This window comes from Pseudomonas solani (genome assembly GCF_026072635.1).
Classification (GTDB): domain Bacteria; phylum Pseudomonadota; class Gammaproteobacteria; order Pseudomonadales; family Pseudomonadaceae; genus Metapseudomonas; species Metapseudomonas solani.
In genome coordinates, this window is record NZ_AP023081.1 from 6,397,778 (window position 1) to 6,417,250 (window position 19,473).

19 protein-coding genes, 6 tRNA genes and 1 pseudogene are annotated in these 19,473 nt (G+C 66.1%); 12 read left to right on the forward strand and 14 right to left on the reverse strand.

What is annotated here, in order from left to right; genetic code table 11:
• Positions 1-60 precede the first annotated feature (60 nt).
• Both PSm6_RS28935 and PSm6_RS28940 read left to right on the forward strand, forming a co-directional pair.
• A complete protein-coding gene (locus tag PSm6_RS28935; RefSeq protein ID WP_265169043.1) occupies positions 61-948 on the forward strand; it encodes a LysR substrate-binding domain-containing protein in 888 nt (295 codons plus the stop codon).
• 190 nt (positions 949-1,138) lie between these two features.
• Complete coding sequence (locus PSm6_RS28940) at positions 1,139-2,149, forward strand: ABC transporter substrate-binding protein (protein ID WP_265169045.1); 1,011 nt, start codon at positions 1,139-1,141, stop codon at positions 2,147-2,149.
• Between the two features lie 57 nt (positions 2,150-2,206).
• Here the strand turns inward: PSm6_RS28940 and PSm6_RS28945 are convergent.
• The 6 genes from PSm6_RS28945 to PSm6_RS28970 form a co-directional block, all read right to left on the reverse strand.
• Positions 2,207-2,282 (reverse strand) — tRNA-Gly (locus PSm6_RS28945).
• Positions 2,283-2,289: 7 nt separating this feature from the next.
• A tRNA-Glu gene (locus PSm6_RS28950) sits at positions 2,290-2,365 on the reverse strand.
• Between the two features lie 32 nt (positions 2,366-2,397).
• Positions 2,398-2,473 (reverse strand) — tRNA-Gly (locus PSm6_RS28955).
• Between the two features lie 7 nt (positions 2,474-2,480).
• Positions 2,481-2,556 (reverse strand) — tRNA-Glu (locus PSm6_RS28960).
• 32 nt (positions 2,557-2,588) lie between these two features.
• A tRNA-Gly gene (locus PSm6_RS28965) sits at positions 2,589-2,664 on the reverse strand.
• A gap of 25 nt (positions 2,665-2,689) precedes the next feature.
• Positions 2,690-2,765 (reverse strand) — tRNA-Glu (locus tag PSm6_RS28970).
• Positions 2,766-2,997: 232 nt separating this feature from the next.
• On the opposite strand from PSm6_RS28970, the gene PSm6_RS28975 reads away from it, so the two are divergent.
• Positions 2,998-3,765, forward strand: a complete 768-nt coding sequence (locus tag PSm6_RS28975) for a hypothetical protein (protein ID WP_265169046.1) — start codon at positions 2,998-3,000, stop codon at positions 3,763-3,765.
• 33 nt (positions 3,766-3,798) lie between these two features.
• On the forward strand, positions 3,799-4,461 hold the full coding sequence (locus PSm6_RS28980; RefSeq protein ID WP_265169048.1) for a glutathione S-transferase family protein: 663 nt from the start codon (positions 3,799-3,801) through the stop codon (positions 4,459-4,461).
• 63 nt (positions 4,462-4,524) lie between these two features.
• Here the strand turns inward: PSm6_RS28980 and msrC are convergent, their stop codons facing one another.
• Entirely contained in the window at positions 4,525-5,007 is a 483-nt protein-coding gene (msrC, locus tag PSm6_RS28985; protein WP_021217357.1) for a free L-methionine (R)-S-oxide reductase MsrC, read from the reverse strand.
• Positions 5,004-5,891, reverse strand: coding sequence for an ATP-binding protein (locus PSm6_RS28990; protein WP_265169049.1), 888 nt, complete (start codon positions 5,889-5,891; stop codon positions 5,004-5,006). Before PSm6_RS28990 ends, msrC begins: the two co-directional genes overlap by 4 nt.
• Before the next feature lie 97 nt (positions 5,892-5,988).
• Here PSm6_RS28990 and PSm6_RS28995 point away from each other — a divergent pair.
• Positions 5,989-8,312 (forward strand): annotated as a pseudogene (locus PSm6_RS28995) (response regulator).
• Here the strand turns inward: PSm6_RS28995 and PSm6_RS29000 are convergent.
• The 3 genes from PSm6_RS29000 to msrB all read right to left on the reverse strand — a co-directional run bounded on the left by PSm6_RS29000 (position 8,293) and on the right by msrB (position 9,751).
• Entirely contained in the window at positions 8,293-8,763 is a 471-nt protein-coding gene (locus tag PSm6_RS29000; protein ID WP_265169050.1) for a MarR family winged helix-turn-helix transcriptional regulator, read from the reverse strand. The pseudogene PSm6_RS28995 and the gene PSm6_RS29000 sit on opposite strands and share 20 nt — an antisense overlap.
• The gene (locus tag PSm6_RS29005) at positions 8,760-9,245 is read right to left on the reverse strand and encodes a glutathione peroxidase (RefSeq protein WP_021217361.1); all 486 of its coding nucleotides are present in this window, start codon (positions 9,243-9,245) and stop codon (positions 8,760-8,762) included. Before PSm6_RS29005 ends, PSm6_RS29000 begins: the two co-directional genes overlap by 4 nt.
• Positions 9,246-9,352: 107 nt before the next feature.
• A complete protein-coding gene (gene msrB, locus PSm6_RS29010; protein WP_021217362.1) occupies positions 9,353-9,751 on the reverse strand; it encodes a peptide-methionine (R)-S-oxide reductase MsrB in 399 nt (132 codons plus the stop codon).
• A 147-nt stretch (positions 9,752-9,898) separates the two neighbouring features.
• On the opposite strand from msrB, the gene PSm6_RS29015 reads away from it, so the two are divergent.
• The 4 genes from PSm6_RS29015 (at position 9,899) to htpX (ending at position 13,281) form a co-directional block, all read left to right on the forward strand.
• A complete protein-coding gene (locus PSm6_RS29015; protein WP_021217363.1) occupies positions 9,899-11,110 on the forward strand; it encodes a pyridoxal phosphate-dependent aminotransferase in 1,212 nt (403 codons plus the stop codon).
• Between the two features lie 11 nt (positions 11,111-11,121).
• Complete coding sequence (locus PSm6_RS29020; protein ID WP_021217364.1) at positions 11,122-11,868, forward strand: SDR family NAD(P)-dependent oxidoreductase; 747 nt, start codon at positions 11,122-11,124, stop codon at positions 11,866-11,868.
• 2 nt (positions 11,869-11,870) lie between these two features.
• On the forward strand, positions 11,871-12,323 hold the full coding sequence (locus tag PSm6_RS29025) for a hypothetical protein (RefSeq protein WP_021217365.1): 453 nt from the start codon (positions 11,871-11,873) through the stop codon (positions 12,321-12,323).
• Positions 12,324-12,408: 85 nt separating this feature from the next.
• Positions 12,409-13,281, forward strand: a complete 873-nt coding sequence (htpX, locus tag PSm6_RS29030; RefSeq protein ID WP_021217366.1) for a protease HtpX — start codon at positions 12,409-12,411, stop codon at positions 13,279-13,281.
• 59 nt (positions 13,282-13,340) lie between these two features.
• Here htpX and PSm6_RS29035 read toward each other — a convergent pair whose 3' ends face one another.
• Complete coding sequence (locus tag PSm6_RS29035; protein ID WP_265169053.1) at positions 13,341-13,997, reverse strand: thiopurine S-methyltransferase; 657 nt, start codon at positions 13,995-13,997, stop codon at positions 13,341-13,343.
• A 100-nt stretch (positions 13,998-14,097) separates the two neighbouring features.
• On the opposite strand from PSm6_RS29035, the gene PSm6_RS29040 reads away from it, so the two are divergent.
• Positions 14,098-14,865 carry a DODA-type extradiol aromatic ring-opening family dioxygenase gene (locus tag PSm6_RS29040; protein WP_265169054.1) on the forward strand — a complete coding sequence of 256 codons (768 nt, stop codon included), beginning with the start codon at positions 14,098-14,100 and terminating at the stop codon, positions 14,863-14,865.
• A 247-nt stretch (positions 14,866-15,112) separates the two neighbouring features.
• On the opposite strand, the gene PSm6_RS29045 is transcribed toward PSm6_RS29040, so the two are convergent.
• Entirely contained in the window at positions 15,113-16,795 is a 1,683-nt protein-coding gene (locus PSm6_RS29045) for a DEAD/DEAH box helicase (protein WP_043243461.1), read from the reverse strand.
• Between the two features lie 362 nt (positions 16,796-17,157).
• Here PSm6_RS29045 and PSm6_RS29050 point away from each other — a divergent pair, with 362 nt between their 5' ends.
• Together PSm6_RS29050 and PSm6_RS29055 are read left to right on the forward strand one after the other, a co-directional pair.
• Positions 17,158-17,949: a crotonase/enoyl-CoA hydratase family protein gene (locus PSm6_RS29050; RefSeq protein ID WP_021222166.1), complete on the forward strand. Its 792-nt coding sequence runs from the start codon at positions 17,158-17,160 to the stop codon at positions 17,947-17,949.
• A 20-nt stretch (positions 17,950-17,969) separates the two neighbouring features.
• The gene (locus PSm6_RS29055) at positions 17,970-18,704 is read left to right on the forward strand and encodes an alpha/beta fold hydrolase (RefSeq protein ID WP_021222167.1); all 735 of its coding nucleotides are present in this window, start codon (positions 17,970-17,972) and stop codon (positions 18,702-18,704) included.
• Here PSm6_RS29055 and PSm6_RS29060 read toward each other — a convergent pair.
• Complete coding sequence (locus tag PSm6_RS29060; RefSeq protein ID WP_021222168.1) at positions 18,659-19,405, reverse strand: spermidine synthase; 747 nt, start codon at positions 19,403-19,405, stop codon at positions 18,659-18,661. The two genes, PSm6_RS29055 and PSm6_RS29060, sit on opposite strands and share 46 nt — an antisense overlap.
• Positions 19,406-19,473 lie beyond the last annotated feature (68 nt).

Genomic DNA, 19,473 nt, shown 5'->3' on the forward strand with positions numbered 1-19,473 from the left:
GGGCTGAATCTGTGATTCCCGAGCCCAGGCTACGCCCTGGACGAAGCCTGGAAGCCCGCGATGCGCTACGACCTGATCGACCTCAAGCTGTTCCTCGACATCCTCGACGCCGGCAGCATCACCCACGGCGCCGAGCGCAGCCACCTGGCCCTGGCCTCGGCCAGCGCGCGCCTCAAGGGGCTGGAGGAAAGCCTCGGTACGCCGCTGTTCGAGCGCCAGCGTCATGGCGTCCGCCCTACCCCGGCAGGCCGCGCCCTGGCCCATCACGCCCGCGCGGTGACGCACCAGCTGGAACTGATGGCCGATGAGCTGGGCGACTTCGCCACGGGCCTGCGCGCACGGGTGCGCCTGCTGGGCAATACCGCCGCCCTGGCCGAGCACCTGCCCGGCGTGCTGGGCGACTTCCTGCTGATGCACCCGCAGATCGACCTGGATATCGAGGAAAAGCCCAGCCACGCCATAGTCGAGGCGCTGACCCGGGGCCAGGCGGACCTGGGCGTGCTGGCCGATAGCACCGACATGGCCGGCCTGGAGGCGCGCCCCTTCCGCGTCGACCGCCTGCTGCTGGTGACGCGCCTGGATGACGGCAGCCTCGACGGCGACGGGCCGCTGCACTTCGAGCAGTTGCTCGGCCGCGCCTTCGTCGGCCTGGGCCGTGACAACCCGCTGCAACAGCACATCGCCGGCAAGGCGCTCAACGCCGGTCGCCACCTGGAGCTGCGCCTGCGGGTCAGCGATTTCGATACGGTCTGCAGCCTGGTGGCCCGTGGCGTGGGCATTGCCCTGGTGCCCGAGGCGACGCTGCAGCGCGCCAGGGACCGTCACGCGCTGCGCGCCCTGCCCCTGGCCGATGCCTGGGCCACCCGCCACCTGCACCTCTGCGCCATGCGCTTCGACGCCCTGACACCCCCTGCCGCGCGCCTGGCGCAGACGCTGCTCGCCGGATAACGGGCAAAGAAAAGGCCGCCCGGAGGCGGCCGCAAATGAATCAGGAGCACGATGTGTAGCGCCGAGACTAGGGCGCGATGGCTACCGAATCATGTCGGCGCCATGACCATTGCGTGACGGGCGCCAAGCAGGCGCACCCGTTCAGGGCGGTCTAACCTTCGTCCCCGTACCCGCAACCGTGGAGAACCCCATGCGATCGATCAAGCACCTGCTGGGCGGCGCCCTGCTCGCCGCCACCCTGTTGAGCCAGGGCGCAACGGCGGACCCGCGCGAGCCGATCCATTTCGGCGACCTGACCTGGGAAAGCGGCAGCCTGATCACCGAGATCCTCCGGCTGGTGGTCGAGAAGGGCTACGGCTACCCGACGGACACCCTGCCCGGCAGCACCGTCAGCCTGGAAGCCGCGCTGGCCCAGGACGACATCCAGGTCATCGCCGAGGAATGGCCGGGGCGCAGCCCGGTGTGGATCAAGGCGGAGCAGGAAGGCAAGGTGTTCGCCCTCGGCGATATCGTCAAGAACGCCGACGAAGGCTGGTGGGTGCCGGCCTATGTGATCGAAGGCGACGCCGAGCGCGGGATCAAGGCCGTGGCGCCGGAGCTGCGTTCGGTGCAGGACCTGGCGCGCTACAAGGCGGTGTTCCGCGACCCGGAGTCACCGAACAAGGGGCGCTTCCTCAACAGCCCGACCGGCTGGACCTCCGAAGGCGTCAACAGCCAGAAGCTCAAGGCCTATGGGCTCGAGGGCAGCTACAACAACTTCCGCACCGGCTCCGGAGCGGCCCTGGACGCGGAGATCACCTCGGCCATCCGTCGCGGCCAGCCGGTGCTGTTCTACTACTGGTCGCCGACGCCCCTGCTGGGCCGCTACAAGCTGATCAAGCTGGAAGAGCCGCCCTTCGATGCCGACGCCTGGAAGACCCTGGCCGACGCCAGCCACCCCAAGCCACGCGGCACCCGCTCGCTGCCCGCACGCCTGGCCATAGGCGTTTCCGCCTCCTTTCGCCAGCGCTACCCGCAATTGGCGGAGATGTTCGCCAAGGTGGACCTGCCCATCGACGGCCTGAACCAGGCACTGGCAACCATGAGTGAGAAACGCCAGCCACCCCGCGACGCTGCGCGCGACTACCTGCGCGCCCATCCCGATGCCTGGAAGAACTGGCTGCCCGAAGAAGCCCGCGCCAAGGTGGCTGCCGGGCTCTGAGAGGTAAAAGACGCACAAACGAAAACGCCGCTCGAATGAGCGGCGTTTTCGTTTAACTGGAGCGGGAAACGAGACTCGAACTCGCGACCCCGACCTTGGCAAGGTCGTGCTCTACCAACTGAGCTATTCCCGCGTGAAACTGGCGTCCCCTAGGGGACTCGAACCCCTGTTACCGCCGTGAAAGGGCGGTGTCCTAGGCCACTAGACGAAGGGGACAGGTAAAACCTGGCAAGCATCGCTTGTGAAACTGGAGCGGGAAACGAGACTCGAACTCGCGACCCCGACCTTGGCAAGGTCGTGCTCTACCAACTGAGCTATTCCCGCATGAAACTGGCGTCCCCTAGGGGACTCGAACCCCTGTTACCGCCGTGAAAGGGCGGTGTCCTAGGCCACTAGACGAAGGGGACAAACAACACTCAACAAGCATTGCTTGAAAATCTGGAGCGGGAAACGAGACTCGAACTCGCGACCCCGACCTTGGCAAGGTCGTGCTCTACCAACTGAGCTATTCCCGCAATACAACTACATACAGCCAGAAAGTGGCGTCCCCTAGGGGACTCGAACCCCTGTTACCGCCGTGAAAGGGCGGTGTCCTAGGCCACTAGACGAAGGGGACGCGGCCCGGAGCTTACAACAGCTATGACGCTTTCTTCCGGCCTTCGCCGCTTTTGCCCTCAGGCTTCGCGTCGAAGTGGCGCGCATTCTAGGGAGCGTTTTGGCACCCGTCAACCCTTCGACAAAAAACTTTTAAAATCAACGAGTTCAGGGCAAAAACTGACACGGAGCTATCAGCAGGGTGGCCAACCCTCTACACTCCCGCAGAAAACGCACACGGGAGCTGTATAAAGATGTCGCCACTCGTGATCACCCTGATGGTGATAGCCGGCATAGCGGTACTGCTGATCATCGGCTACGCCAACCATATGGTGGAGAACAGCAAGCTGGAGAAAGCCCGGCTGCGCGCCGACCTCATCGACAGGTTGCGCCGCACCAGCATGCTCTCCGAAAGCCTGCCCGGGCAGTTCATGACCCCCGCGCTGAAGCTGCAGCTGACCCGCTTGCAATTGCTCTTCTGCGAGCGCCTGTTGCCCCTGGACAAAAGCAACGCCCAGCTCAAGGTCCAGGCCGAGGAACTGCGTGGCCTGGTGGCCCTGGGCGAAGGGATGCCGATCCGCAATGCGCCGCTGAAGATCAGCAACGAAGCCCAGGCCAAGGAAATCCGCTTCCAGCTGGAATCCCTGCACGGCCAACTGACCCGCTCGGCCAAGGACGGCTTCATGCCCGTCAACGATGCCAAACGCTGGGTCAACGAAATCCGCGGCATGCTGGTGCAGCTGCATATCGAATTCTTCACCAACCTCGGCCTGCAGGCCCTGCAGGAAGGCCAGCCGCGCCAGGCCCGCCTGGCCTTCGAACGTGGCGTGCAGTACCTGCAGAAGCAGCCCGATCCCGCCCGCTACCAGAACCAGCTGCAGCAGTTGCAGAACCAGCTGGCCCGCGCCAACGCCCTGGCCCTGGACAAGCCGCCGGCCGCCGATGAGCCGAGCGAGCTCGGGGATGCCCTGAAATCCCTGGACGACGAAGACACCTGGAAGAAGAAGAACATCTACGACTGACAGCCCGGCCCCGCTCAGACAAGGACACCCACGATGAGCATCACCCTCTACGGCGCCCCGCTCTCCCCCTTCGTGCGCAAAGTGCGCTTGTGCCTCCTGGAAAAGGGCATCGACTACCAGTTGGAAGTCGTCACGCCCTTCGGCCAGCCCGCCTGGTACCGGGAACTGAACCCGCTGGGGCGCATCCCGGCGATGCGCGACGGTGATTTCACCCTCGCCGACTCCAGCGTCATCTGCCAGTACCTGGAAGAAAAGCACCCCGAACTGGCCCCGCTCTATGGCCGCGACGCCCAGCAACGCGCCCGGGTGCGCTGGCTGGAGAAGTACGCCGACTACGAGCTGGCACCGCTGACCACCTTCTGCGTGTTCCGCAACCGCGTACTCAAGCCGACCATGGGCAAGCCCTGCGACGAGGCGGCGGTGCAGGCGACGCTGCAGGACAAGCTGCCGCAGCACTTCAACTACCTGGAAAAGACCCTGGGCGATGCCGACTACTTCGTCGGCGGCGAGCTGACCCTGGCGGACCTGGCGCTGTGCTGCCAACTGATCAACATGGAACACGGCACCGAGCTGCTGGACAGCGGCCGCTGGCCGGCCCTGGCCGCCCATTACCAGCGCATCCGCGCGCGGGAGTCGGTGCAGACGGTATTGCCCGGCGAGCAGCGGACCCTGGCCAAGCTCAGCGGCGCGGCCTGACCGCCCTGCCCCGCAGAAACGAAAAAGCCCGGCACTTGCCGGGCTTTTTCATGGCGCGACCGATCAGCAGTCGGTCAGGCGCAGGAAGATCGCCGCCAGGTTCTCGATGCCGGCCTGGTCCGCCTCACTGAAGCGGCCAACGCTCGGGCTGTCGAGGTCGAGCACACCGATCAGCGCACCGTCCTTCACCAGGGGCACCACCAGCTCGCTGTTGGACGCGCTGTCACAGGCAATATGCCCGGGGAAGGCGTGCACGTCCTCCACGCGCTGGGTCTCGCGGGTGCGCGCGGCGGCGCCACACACACCCCGACTGAACGGAATGCGCACGCAGGCGACCTTGCCCTGGAAGGGGCCGAGCACCAGCTGCTCCTGCTTGTTCAGGTAGAAGCCCGCCCAGTTCAGCTCCGGCAGCTCGTTATAGAGGAAGGCCGAGAATTGCGAGGCGTTGGCGATGAAGTCGCGCTCGTCGGCGAGCAACGACTCCAGCTGGGCGGCCAGCAGGGCATAGCCCTCGAGGCCGGCACCGGCCTGTTGCAGGTCGATCATCGGGAAGTCTCCAGCAGCGCCCGGCCAACCCATTGGCGGGCGAATTGATAGGCACAACGGCCATTGCGGTTGCCACGCCCGAGGGCCCAGCGGATGGCCGCTTTTTCCAACTTTTCATTCCATTCCCAGGCCAGGTCACGGGGCGCCAGGGTCTCGATCCAGTGGCGCACCACTGCCAGGAAGTGCTCCTGGGTGAAGGGGTAGAAGGACAACCAGAGGCCGAAGCGGTCGGACAGGGCGATCTTGTCTTCCACCGCCTCATTGGGGTGCAGCTCGCCGTCGACCATCTGCCAATGCTCGTTGTCGCTCTGCTTCTCCGGCACCAGGTGGCGGCGGTTGGAGGTGGCGTAGAGCAGCACGTTGTCCGGCGCGCGCTCCAGCGAGCCGTCGAGCACGCTCTTGAGTACGCGGTAATCGCCTTCACCGGCTTCGAAGGACAGGTCGTCACAGAACATCACGAAGCGCTGCGGCAGCTTGGCCACCTGCTCCACCACGCGCGGCAGGTCGGCGAGGTGGTCGCGCTCGATCTCGATCAGGCGCAGGCCGGCACCGGCGTGCTCGGCCAGCAGCGCACGCACCAGGGAGGATTTACCCGTGCCACGGGCGCCCCAGAGCAACGCATGGTTGGCCGGCAGGCCATCGACGAACTGGCGGGTGTTGCGCGCCAGTTGCTCGCGCTGGGCATCGACGCCGATCAGGTCGGTGAGGTTGAGATCCAGGCTCACCTGCAGCGGCTGCAGGTAACCGCCGCGTCCCTCGCGGTGCCAGCGGGCGGCGATGCAGTCCTGCCAGTCGATGGCCGGGCGCAGCGCCGGTAGCAGGGGATCGAGGCGCGCAAGTACCGCGTCGGCGCGCTCCAGGAAGTCGATCAAACGGGAATCCACAATAAACTCCTTGGTTCAGCTCGGAGAGCCGGGCTGTCAGCAGGTGGGATAGGCTATGCTTGGCAAGCCCACGGAACAAGGCCAAATCTTCACGCCCATGGATATCCCGCTAACCCAACGCCTGTCGTTCAAACAGGCCAGCATCACCGTGCTGGTGGCGTTCGTACTCGGGACCCTTCTCAGCATCATTCAGGTCGGCATCGACTACGCCAGCGAGAACGCCTCGCTGGAGCGCGAGATCAATGCGCTGCTGGAAATCAGCCACAACCCCGCCGCCCGCATCGCCTACAACATCGACGCCGAACTGGCCCAGGAACTGGTGCTGGGGCTGCTGCGTTCGCCGGCGGTGATCCGCGCCGAGATCATCGACAACAGCGGCACCGTGCTCGCCAGCGTCAGCCGCCCGCGCACCGAGAGCGACTACCGCATCTTCAGCGACTTCCTCTTCGGTGAGCGCCGGGATTTCCAGGACCCGCTCTACATCGCCCACGCCCCCGCGGAAACCCTGGGCCTGCTGCGCCTGGAAGTGGACACCTTCGCCTTCGGCAACCACTTTCTGCGGCGCTCCATGCTCACCCTGATCTCCGGGTTCGTGCGCAGCCTGCTGCTGTCGCTGATCCTCCTGGTGCTCTTCTACAGCATGCTCACCAAGCCGCTGGTGGGGCTGATCCGTGCCCTCAGCGAAGGCGACTCGCGCAGCCCGGTGGACAACCGCCTGCCCTGCCCCCCGGCCACGAGCAGGACGAGATCGGCGTCCTGGTGGACGTGATCAACCGGCAACTGGCGAACCTCTTCGCCGAGATGGAGCAACGCCGCGACGCCGAAGACAGGCTCACCCAGTACCTGGCGGAGCTGGAGAACATCGTCTCGGCGCGCACCGCCGAACTGAAGGCCACCAACAGCCGCCTCAGCCAGTCCAACCAGGAGCTGGACATGGCCCGCACCCACGCCATTGAAACGGCCCAGGCCCGTGCCGCCTTCCTGGCCAACATGAGCCACGAGATCCGCACCCCGCTCAACGGCCTGCTGGGCATGCTCGCCCTGACCCTGGACAGCCCGCTGAACGCCGAGCAACGCCAGCAGCTCACCATCGCCCACGACTCCGGCAACGTGCTGGTGGAACTGCTCAACGACATCCTCGACCTGTCCAAGTTCGAGGCCGGCCAGCTGGAGCTGGAAGCCATCCCCTTCGACCTCGGCGTGCTGGTGGAAGACACCGCCAGCCTGCTGTCGCAGAACGCCGCCCCGGGCGTGGAGCTGAGCTGCCTGATCGACCCGCGCCTACCGGCCCTGGTGGTGGGCGACCCGACCCGCGTGCGCCAGATCGTCAGCAACCTGCTGTCCAACGCCCTCAAGTTCACCCGCTTCGGCCGCGTCGACCTGCGCGTCACGCCCACCGCCGAGGGCGTGCTGATCGGCGTCCGCGACACCGGCATCGGCATCTCCAGCGATGCCATGCCCAAGCTGTTCCAGCCCTTCGCCCAGGCCGGCGCCGGCATCACCCGGCAGTTCGGTGGCACGGGCCTCGGCCTCGCCCTCACCCGTCGGCTTTGCGAAGCCATGGACGGCACGCTGCAAGTGCGTTCCGAAGAAGGCATCGGCAGCCTGTTCAGTGCCGAACTGCCGCTGGCCAGCCATGCCGATGCCACGCCGGCACCGGCGCTGCAGGGGCGCGTCATCGCGCTGTGCGCCGCCGGTAGCGGCCTGGCCGAACTGCTGAAGACCTGGCTGCCGGCCTGGGGCATCAACTACCAACGAAGCGATGTCGATACCAGCCTGGCAGGCCAGGTGTTCGACCAGATCATCACCGACTCGCCGGAACAACTGCAGCGTCTGCGCGACGAGAGCGCGGCGCCGATCCTGCTGATCACCGGTTACGGCAACTTCCTCCAGGCCGAGCAGGCCACGCCCTTGGCGCCGCTGCAGCAACTGGCACGGCCGCTGGCCCGCTCGGCGCTCTACCAGGCACTGCGCCGCAGCCTGCAGCAACTGCCGGAGGAGCCGGCGCCCAGCCCCACGCCCAAGCAACGCCTGGCGCGCTCGGCACGGGTGCTGCTGGTGGAAGACAACGCGGTGAACCAGCTGGTGGCCAAGGGCATGCTCGGCAAGCTGGGTTGTGAAGTGCTGGTCGCCGCCCATGGCGGTGAAGCGCTGCAGATGCTCGCGGAACACCCGGTAGACCTGGTGCTGATGGACTGCAACATGCCGATCATGGATGGCTATGAAGCCACTCGGCGCATCCGCCAGAGCGGCAACTGGCCGGGCCTGCCGGTGGTGGCGCTGACCGCCAACGCCCTGCCGGACGAACGCGAACGCTGCCGCGCCGCCGGCATGGACGACTACCTGGCCAAGCCCTTCCGCCGTGAAGAGCTGGTCGCCCTGCTGGACAACTGGCTGCCGACTACCCAGCCAGCCCAGTGAAGCGGCCGAGCAGCTCGGCCAGGCGACCGCGCAGCTCCACCATCTCGTTGAGGTCCAGACCGTTGCTGCACAGCAGTTCGGTGCGCAATGCCGATACCTGCTCGCGCAGCGCGATACCCGCTTCACTCAGCGCCAGGTGCACCTCGCGCTCGTCATGGGCCGCCCGGCGGCGCTGCACATGGCCGAGCTGCTCCAGGCGCTTGAGCAGTGGCGTGAGGGTGCCGGAATCCAGCATCAGACGCTCCCCCAGGGCCTTGACCGTGGGCTGCTCGGGCGGCTTGGCATGCCATTCCCAGAGCACCAGCATGACCAGGTACTGCGGGTAGGTCAGGCCTAGCTGGTCCAGCATCGGCCGGTAGCCCCGGATCACTGCGCGCGACGCGGCGTACAGCTTGAAGCACAGCTGGTTGTCCAGCAGCAGGTCGGCGTCGGGCAGGTCTGGTGGGGTCATTTCAGCAGCGCTTCGATCTCGGTGGCCAGGTCTTCCGGCTTGGTGGTCGGCGCAAAACGCTTAACCTCGCGGCCTTCGCCATCGATCAGGAATTTGGTGAAGTTCCACTTGATGCCCTTGCTGCCCAGCAGGCCCGGCGCGCGGCTTTTCAGCTCGACGTAGAGCGGATGGGCGTCGGAGCCATTGACGTCGATCTTCTTGAACAGCGGGAAGCTGACACCGAAGTTCAATTCGCAGAACTCGGAGATGGCGCCCTCGTCGCCCGGCTCCTGCTTGCCGAACTGGTTGCAGGGGAAGCCGAGCACCACCAGCCCCTTGTCCTTGTATTGCTGCCAGATGCTCTCCAGCCCCTTGTACTGCGGGGTGAAGCCGCACTTGCTCGCGGTGTTGACCACTAGCACGGCCTTGCCGCCGAAATCGGCGAGGGTCTTCTGCTCGCCCTTGATGGTGGTGACGGGGATATCGAAAAGCTTGCTGCTCATGGACTTTCACCTGGAGGAAGGAATGACGGCAGGAAGATAGCTTGCAATTAAATTGCACGCAATTTAATTGCCACAAAAAAGACCCGCTCATTAGCGGGCCTTATGGATCAGGCTTCGCGCGGCACCAGCTTCAGCGACACCGAGTTGATGCAGTAGCGCAGCCCGGTCGGGCGCGGGCCATCCGGGAACACGTGGCCGAGGTGAGCGTCGCAGCGGGCGCAACGCACCTCGATACGGTGCATGCCGTGGCTGAAATCTTCCTTCTCGGCCACCGAGACGTCATCCACCGGCTGGAAGTAGCTCGGCCAGCCGCTGCCGGAGTCGTACTTGGCATCGGAGTCGAACAGCGCCGCCCCACAGCACGAACAGTGGTAGATACCCGGCGTCTTGGTGCCGTTGTATTCCCCCGTGAAGGGGCGTTCGGTGCCCCCCAGGCGACAGACGTGGAACTGCGCTTCGCTCAGCTCTTCACGCCAGGATTCTAGGGGTTTGTCCAGCTTTTCCATGGGTCACCTCGGCTACGGAAAAAAGCCCGACCAGTACCTTTTCCGGTCATCGGGCCGCACGTATCATGCGTGGCTTTAGACGCCAGTCTGGCAGCGGCGTTACAGGCTGCCAAGGCGCAGTTTCCTCAGATCGGGACACGAACAACCATGCAGGTCAGCAAATCGAACAAGCTCGCCAACGTCTGCTACGACATCCGCGGGCCCGTGCTCAAGCACGCCAAACGCCTGGAAGAGGAAGGCCATCGCATCCTCAAGCTGAACATCGGCAACCCGGCGCCGTTCGGTTTCGAAGCCCCGGAGGAAATCCTCCAGGACGTGATCCGCAACCTGCCCACCGCCCAGGGCTACAGCGACTCCAAGGGCCTGTTCAGCGCGCGCAAGGCGGTGATGCAGTACTACCAGCAGAAGCAGGTGGAAGGCATCGGCATCGAGGACATCTACCTCGGCAACGGCGTGTCAGAGCTGATCGTGATGTGCATGCAGGCGCTGCTCAACAACGGTGACGAGGTGCTGATCCCGGCCCCCGACTACCCGCTGTGGACCGCCGCCGTGAGCCTGGCCGGCGGCAAGCCGGTGCACTATCTGTGCGACGAGCAGGCCGACTGGTTCCCCGACCTCGAAGACATCAAGGCCAAGATCACCCCGAACACCAAGGCCATGGTGATCATCAACCCCAACAACCCCACTGGCGCCGTGTACTCCAAGGAGCTGCTGGAAGGGATGGTCGAGCTGGCCCGCCAGCACAACCTGGTGCTCTTCTCCGACGAGATCTACGACAAGATCCTCTATGACGAAGCCGTGCACATCTCCACCGCCTCCCTGGCGCCGGACGTGCTCTGCCTGACCTTCAACGGCCTGTCCAAGTCCTACCGCGTGGCCGGCTTCCGCTCCGGCTGGGTCGCCATCTCCGGGCCCAAGCAGCGTGCGCAGAGCTACATCGAAGGTATCGACATCCTCGCCAACATGCGCCTGTGCGCCAACGTGCCGAGCCAGCACGCCATCCAGACCGCCCTCGGCGGCTACCAGAGCATCAACGACCTGGTCCTGCCCAACGGCCGCCTGCTGGAGCAACGCAACCGCACCTGGGAGCTGCTCAACGACATCCCCGGCGTCAGCTGCGTCAAGCCCATGGGCGCGCTCTACGCCTTCCCGCGCATCGACCCGAAGGTCTGCCCCATCGTCAACGACGAGAAGTTCGTCCTCGACCTGCTGCTCTCCGAGAAGCTGCTGATCGTCCAGGGCACCGCCTTCAACTGGCCCTGGCCGGATCACTTCCGCGTGGTCACCCTGCCCCGCGTCGACGACCTGGAGCAGGCCATCGGCCGCATCGGCAACTTCCTCAAATCCTATCGCCAGTAAGGAACGCCAGCATGGGCCAGGCCAGACGCTACCTGCTCACCGGTGCCAGCTCCGGCATCGGCATGGCCCTGGCCCGGCGCCTCGCCAGCCAGGGGCATGACCTCGCCCTCGCCGCACGGCGCGAGGAAACCCTGCAGCAACTGGCCGAAGAGCTGCGCAGCCAGTACGGCCGCACCATCGCCGTGCTGCCGCTGGACGTCACCGACTACGCCGCCTGCAAGGACGCCGTAGGCCTGGCGCAGAACGCCCTGGGCGGCCTCGACGGGCTGATCGCCAATGCCGGCATGGGCCTCGCTGGCAAGGCCGGCAGCGGCCGCTTCGAGCGCTACCGGCAGACCCTGGAAACCAACCTGCTCGGCGCCATCGCCTGCCTGGATGCCGCCGCCGAGCTTTTTCGCGAGCAGGGCCACGGTCACCTCATCGCCATCGCCTCGGTCGCCGGCAAGCGCGGCCTGCCCGCCACCGCGGGCTATTCGGCGAGCAAGGCCGGGTTGATCAGCTACATGGAATCCCTGGAGCTGGAACTGCACCGCAGCCCCATCGCCACCACCCTGCTGCTGCCCGGCTACATCGACACGCCGATCAACCAGGATGCCGGGCCCCGTCCCTTCCTCATCGACGTCGAGCGAGGCGCCGCACTGATCGCCCGACACATCGAGAAACGCACGCGCAGCGCCTATGTACCCGGCTGGCCCTGGGCCCTGATCGGCCGCCTGCTGCCGCTGCTGCCCACCTCGCTGATCGCCAGGGCGCTGTGACCATGGACCTGCAGATCGACGATTTCTACAAGGACTGCGCGGCCGGCATGCTGATGCTCTACCAGGCCTTCCCGCGCAAGGTCGCCCTCTATATCGAGGACCTGATCGGCCACGAGGAACCGGACGAGTTCGGCCTGCCCAGCAAGCGCCACCAGAGCTGCCTCGGGGCCCTGATCTGGCTGGCCGAGGAAGGCTACATCCGCTACGAAAGCGCCATTCGCTACGAGGCGCTGGACCAGGCCGTGCTCAGCGAAAAAGGCTTCCTGCGCCTGTCCCGCACCCTGCCCCACGTCGTGCGCAGCGACGACGAACTGCCACCCAGCGTGCGCCGGGTTCACTCAACCCTCGCCCACCAACTGCGCGAAGCGCTGGCCAGCCGCAACAGCGAACGCACCGCCCGCCTCACCCGGCTGCTCTTCGCCGGAGCCGGCAACCCCGCAGGCGACACAGTTTGAAATAGAGCCCAGGTTGAATAGGCCTCTGGCGCACCTTATATAACCCCGCATTACACCGTCTTTCCCTGAGGAGACCGCTTTAACCATGATGCGCATCCTGTTGTTCGTGGCCACCAACCTTGCAGTTCTGGTGATCGCCAGCATCACCCTCAAGCTGCTGGGCGTAGACCGCTTCACCGGCCAGAATTACGGCAGCCTGCTGGTGTTCTGTGCCGTGTTCGGTTTCGCCGGCTCCCTGGTCTCGCTGTTCATCTCCAAGTGGATGGCGAAGATGAGCACCGGCACCGAAATCATCACCCAGCCCCGCACCCGCCACGAACAGTGGCTGCTGCAGACCGTGGAGCAACTGTCCCGCGAAGCCGGGATCAAGATGCCGGAAGTCGGCATCTTCCCCGCCTACGAGGCCAACGCCTTCGCCACCGGCTGGAACCGCAACGACGCACTGGTCGCCGTGAGCCAGGGCCTGCTGGAGCGCTTCTCCCCCGATGAAGTGAAGGCCGTGCTGGCCCACGAGATCGGCCACGTGGCCAACGGCGACATGGTCACCCTGGCGCTGGTCCAGGGCGTGGTGAACACCTTCGTGATGTTCTTCGCGCGCATCTTCGGCAACTTCGTCGACAAGGTGATCCTGAAGAACGAGGAAGGTCACGGCATCGGCTACTTCGTGGCGACCATCTTCGCCGAGCTGGTCCTGGGCATCCTCGCCAGCATCATCGTCATGTGGTTCTCGCGTAAGCGCGAATACCGTGCCGACGAAGCCGGCGCCCAGCTGGCCGGCACCAACGCCATGATCGGTGCCCTGCAGCGCCTGCGTGCCGAACAGGGCGTGCCGGTGCAGATGCCCGACAGCCTCACCGCCTTCGGCATCAACGGTGGCCTGAAGAACGGCCTCGCCGGCCTGCTGATGAGCCACCCGCCCCTGGAAGACCGCATCGAGGCCCTGCGCCGCCGCGGTTGATACACGGCAAACGAAAAAGGCGGCCAATCGGCCGCCTTTTTCATGCCCGCAATAAACCGCTAGGACCGGTGCAAGCGGAACACCGGCTCGAACAGCGCGTCCAGCCCACGGGAGGCGAACTTCCAGTTCTTCTCCAGCACGTCCTGGCGCTCCAGCAGCGCCACGCTCCAGAGGGGCTCGAAGCGCTGGCGTACCTCCGCTTCCGGCACCGAGAACGGCGGGCCGTCCAGGCGCTGCTGGTCGTACTCCAGGGTCACCGCCAGCCCCTCGCAGTGGGCCGGGAGTATCGCCGCGAGGTGCGCCACATAGCGCTCACGCATCTCCGGCGGCAGGGCGATGAGCGCGGCGCGGTCGTAGAGCCCGCCACAGTCTGCGACCTCTTGCGCATCCAGGGCGAAGAAATCCCCCTGGAGGATGTCGATGCCGCCCGCGCGGTAACGGCGCAAGGCACCCTCCTCGCTCACCTCAGGCACCAGGCCCCGCTCTTCGAAGAAGTCCGTCACCGCCTTCTCTGCCAGCTCCACGCCCAGCACCCGATGGCCCTGGGCAGCCAGCCAGACCAGGTCCAGGCTCTTGCCGCACAGCGGCACCAGCACCCGCGAGCCCTGGGCCAGGCCAAGCGACGACCAATACTGCTGCAGGTAAGGGTTGACCTCATCCAGATGAAAACCGATCTGGTCGTTGGCCCATCTGTCCTGCCAGAAACTCTCGTGCACAATCCACCTGCCGATTCGATAAGAACACTCAAGATTTTATGCTGGATGTCGATACGTCCAGCCCCGAATATGGCGCCCATCCTAACGGAGGAAACGCCAGATGCTGCCCAGTCTTTTCATCTCCCATGGTTCCCCGATGCTCGCCCTCGAACCCGGCGCCAGCGGCCCCGCGCTCGCGCGGCTGGCGCGCGAGCTGCCGCGCCCGGAGGCGATCCTGGTGGTGTCCGCCCACTGGGAAAGCGAACGCCTGGCGATCAGCGGCGGCACGCAGCTAGAGACCTGGCACGACTTCTACGGCTTCCCGCCCGAACTCTACGCGGTGCAGTACCCCGCCCATGGCGCCCCGGAGCTGGCCGGGGAGGTGCAGCAACTGCTGCGCGACAACGGCCTGGAGGCCGCCATCGACCCGCAGCGGCCCATGGATCACGGCGTATGGGTGCCATTGACGCTGATGTACCCCGAAGCCGATATCCCGGTGCTGCAACTGTCCCTGCCCAGCCGCCTGGGCCCCGCCTTCCAGACCCGGATCGGCCACGCCCTGGCCGCCCTGCGCAAACGCGGCGTGCTGCTGATCGGCTCCGGCAGCATCACTCACAACCTCGGCGAACTGAACTGGCGCGCCGGGCCGGAAGTGATCACGCCCTGGGCCCTGGAATTCCGCGACTGGATGGTGGAGCGCCTGGAGGCCGTCGACGAGCAGGCCCTGCACGACTACCGCACCCAGGCTCCCCACGCCCGCCGCAGCCACCCCAGCGACGAACACCTGCTGCCGCTGTATTTCGCCCGGGGCGCCGGTGGGGGTTTCAAGGTGGAGCACAGCGGCTTCACCCTCGGCGCGCTGGGGATGGATATCTATAGGTTCGGTTGAGGCCCCGGGCGCACCGAGGGCGGCCCTGTAGCTTTGGTCAAGCAGACACCCTCCCCCTGGCTTTTTGGGGATCTCGGCGCATGCAGCCGCCACTAGCTGCGGACGTAGGGTGTGCTGCGCGGCACACCCTACGGCACGAGCCCATCCTGTCGGGTCCTTAGCTCGAATCGCCACAGACAGAGCCAACCACCCAACCACCGCCCATAAAAAAGCCCCGCTATTGCGGGGCTTTTTCGTCAGGCGCTGATCAGTCTTCGCGGTAGCGGCGCAGCTTCAGGGACTTGCCCGCGACGCGGGTATCCTTGAGTTTGCCCAGCAGGCGATCCAGGCCGTCTTCCGGCAGCTCGATCAGGCTGAAGGTCTCGCGGATCTGGATGCGACCGATGGCGTCACGTGCCAGACCACCCTCATTGAGGATGGCGCCGAGCAGGTTCTTCGCGGCGATGCCGTCGCGGGTCCCCAGCGCGGTGCGGCAACGCACGCGGCCTTCGGTCAGCGGCAGCGGAGCACGACGCTCGCGGTACTCGCCACGCTCCCCCGAGGAACGCTCGCCATCACGCTCGCGACGCTCACGCGGCTGCGAGGCGCTCGGCACCAGCGGCTGCTCGCGCTCGACGTCGGCGAGGTTCAGCGCCTGGCCATTGGTGGCCTTGCGCAGCAGGGCTGCGGCCAGGGCACGCGGGCTGCAACCGATGTCGGCGATCAGGCGATCCAGCAGCTCACCATGGGTGGCTTCTGCATCGGCCACCAGGGGCGCGAGGCCGGTGGTCAGCTTCTTGATGCGTGCGTCCAGCACTTGCTGGGCGTTGGGCAGGCGTACTTCGGCGACCTTCTGGTTGGTCACGCGCTCGATCACCTGCAGCATGCGGCGCTCGCGCGGGGTAACCAGCAGCAGGGCACGGCCTTCGCGACCGGCACGACCGGTACGGCCGATACGGTGCACGTAGGACTCGGGGTCGTACGGCATGTCCACGTTCAGTACGTGGGTGATGCGCGGTACGTCGATACCACGGGCAGCGACGTCGGTGGCGACGACGATGTCCAGGCGACCGTCCTTGAGGGATTCGATCACGCGCTCACGCTGGTTCTGGGCGATGTCGCCGTTCAGCGCGGCAGCCTTGTAGCCTTTGGCTTCCAGGGCGGAGGCCAGGTCCAGGGTGGCCTGCTTGGTACGCACGAAGGCGATCAGGGCGTCGAATTCCTCGACTTCCAGCAGGCGCAGCACGGCACCGACCTTCTGGTCGGCGTGGACCATCAGGTGAGCCTGCTCGATGCGGGCCACGGTCTGGGTCTTGGCGGCGATCTTGACGTGCTGCGGCTCTTTCAGGTGACGCTCGGCGATCGAACGGATCGACGGCGGCAGGGTGGCGGAGAACAGCACGCTCTGACGGCTTTCCGGCAGGGCCTGGAAGATCACTTCCAGGTCGTCCATGAAGCCGAGCTTGAGCATTTCGTCCGCTTCGTCCAGCACCAACTGCTGCACGGTGGTGAGCATCTGGTCGTCACGGCGCAGGTGGTCGCACAGGCGGCCGGGGGTGGCCACGATGACCTGGGCGCCCTGGCGCAGGGCCTTGAGCTGCGGGCCCATGGGCGCGCCGCCGTATACGGCGACCACACTCAGGCCGGGCATCTGCTTGGCGTAGGTTTCGAAAGCGGTGGCGACTTGCAGTGCGAGCTCGCGGGTCGGTGCCAGGATCAGCGCCTGCGGCTCACGTTTGGCCGGATCGATACGGGAAAGGATGGGCAGCGCGAAGGCTGCGGTCTTGCCGGTACCGGTCTGGGCCTGGCCAATCATGTCGTGACCGGCGAGGATCACCGGAATCGACTGGGCCTGGATGGGGGATGGCTCTTCATAGCCCACTGCCGTGATGGCGGAGAGAACATTGGGATGAAGTCCGAGCGCGGCGAATCCGCCGATATCCTGGGTCATGGGTCTGCCTCATGTGCATCCGCAAAGACCCAAATCCCAGAGCTGCATATGCCGAAAGACCTTGTGGGTCACCCTGGCAGCCTGGGAGAGAATTTGCGAGTTGCTTATTGATATGGATGTAACGTCAAGGGTAGTCCGCGTAGCGGACGGTGCAGCCGAAGGCGAATGCCTCGAAAAATGCAGTTCCTGAACGGGGCCAGTTAAGGCCGGCGCGAATCATACCGGAAAAAGCTGACCGCCGTGCGGGTTTTTCACACGTTCGTCATCAACGCCGCCGGACGGTCATTCCCTCGTGGACAAGGGCCGGCGCTCCGGCTATATCCTCCATGCCCCCGCCCCTCCCACGCCAAAGGACCCACCCCATGACCCAAGCCACCCCTGGCCGCGTAAGCCGTGAGAAACGCGGCCACGTCCTGCTGCTCGGACTGGACCGCACCGCCAAGCGCAACGCCTTCGACCAGGCGATGCTCGACGACCTGGTCACGGCGCTGGGCGAGTACGAGCGTGACGACGAGGCGCGCTGCGCACTGGTGTTCGCCCATGGCGAGCACTTCACTGCGGGGCTGGACTTGGCCAATGTCGCCGAAACCTTCAGGAATGGCTGGCAGCTGCCCGATGGCGCGGTCGACCCCTGGGGCACCTTCGGCGGCAAGCGCCTGTCCAAGCCGCTGATCCTGGCGGTGCAGGGCTACTGCTTCACCATCGGCATCGAGCTGATGCTGGCGGCCGACATCAACCTGTGCGCCAGCAACACCCGCTTCGCCCAGATGGAAGTGCAACGCGGCATCTTCCCCTTCGCCGGCGCCACCCTGCGCCTGCACCAGGCCGCTGGCTGGGGCAATGCCATGCGCTGGCTGCTGACCGGCGACGAATTCGACGCCCACGAGGCCTACCGCCTGGGCCTGGTGCAAGAGGTGCTGGCCAGTGAAGAACTGATGCCCCGCGCACTCTGGCTGGCCGAACGGGTGGCCGCCCAGGCGCCCCTCGGCATCCAGGCCACCCTCGCCTCCGCGCGCCAGACGGTAAGCGAAGGCGAAGAAGCAGCCGCCCGCAACCTGTCCGTGGTCGCCAAGCGCCTGCTGGGCTCCGAAGATGCCCAGGAAGGCGTCTGGGCAATGCTCGAACGCCGCCCGGGCGAGTTCAAGGGGCGCTGAAGCTGTCGGGCATCACGCTGGTGCTGCTGCCGGGCATGGACGGCAGCGGCGAGCTGTTCGCCCCATTGATCCAGGTACTGGGTGCCGACCTGCACACCCAGGTCGTGCGCTACCCGCCGGAACAACCACTGGGTTATGGGCCATTGATAGAGCAGGTCCGGCGGCAGTTGCCCGCTGGCCGGCCGTTCATCCTGCTCGGCGAATCCTTCTCCGGGCCCATTGCCGTCAGCCTCGCGGCCGAGCGCCCGGCCGGGCTGCTGGGCCTGGTGCTTTGCTGCACCTTTATCCGCAACCCTCGCCCAGGCCTGGCCTGGCTGAGCGGCCTGGTGCCGCTGGTGTCTCCCCGGCTGGCGCCCCGCGCCCTGCTGAGCCAATTGCTGCTCGGCAGGTTCGCCACCCCGGCGCTGGACCAGGCCCTGGCCGGTGCACTGGCCCCCTTGTCATCGGCCACCCTGCAAGCCCGGCTGCGGGCGGTGCTGGAGGTGGATGCCACCGCGCACCTGCAACAGATCCAGGTACCGCTGCTTTATCTACAGGCGACGGCCGATCGGCTGGTGCCGGCGGACGCCGCGCGCCTCATCGAACGCTATTCAGGGGACTTTCAATGCCTGCAGCTGGAGGCCCCGCACTGCCTGCTGCAAGCACGCCCCCACGAAGCAGCCCACGCGCTGGAGCGCTTCGCTAAGACGGTCGGCACTGATCAGGGCGATCAGGTCGCCGGGCGCAGCACATCCAGCAGGGGTTGCAGCGAGTAGCCCAGGCGCGGTGCCAGGGCCTCGCAACGGGCGGTGAGCGTACGGATGTCGAGTTGCTGCTCGAGATCGGCGGGGACGATAAGGATGACGTTGCCCTCCTTCACCGGGCACTCCCAGTAATGCCGGTGGTACAGGCCGCGCAGCAGAGCGGCGCCGAGCGGGCGACCGTCGTTGCCGGCCCATTGGTTGATCACCAGCCAGCCACCGGGATTCAGGCGCTTCTGGCAGTTTTCAAGGAAGCGCCAGGCCAGGTGGCCGACGCCCGGGCCCGTGTCGGTGTAGAGGTCGACGAAGATCAGGTCGGCGGTTTCGGCGGTTTCCAGCAGCTCCAGGGCATCACCGATACGCACGGTTAGGCGCGGGTCGTCGTCTAGGCCGAGGTATTCCATGGCCAGGCGCGGCACGTCCGGGCGCAGTTCCACCACCTCGACGTCGTCCAGTGGCAGGAACTTCATGCACGCCTGGGTCAGGGTGCCGGCGCCCAGGCCGAGGAACAGCGCGCTTTCCGGGTACTCGTGGCACAGCGCACCCAGCAGCATGGCGCGGGTGTAGTCGTACTCCAGCCAGGCGGGATCGGCCGTGAAGACGCAGCTCTGCTCCACCGCCTCGCCGAATTCGAGAAACCGGTAGTCACCCACCTCGAGCACGCGGATGACGCCGAACTCGTCATGCACCTCTGCCAGCAAACGCTCCTCGCGCATCACCACTCCCCAATCCGCCCCGTGACATTTCGCACCAGGGGCACGCCACAAAGGCGCCGTTTGCCATT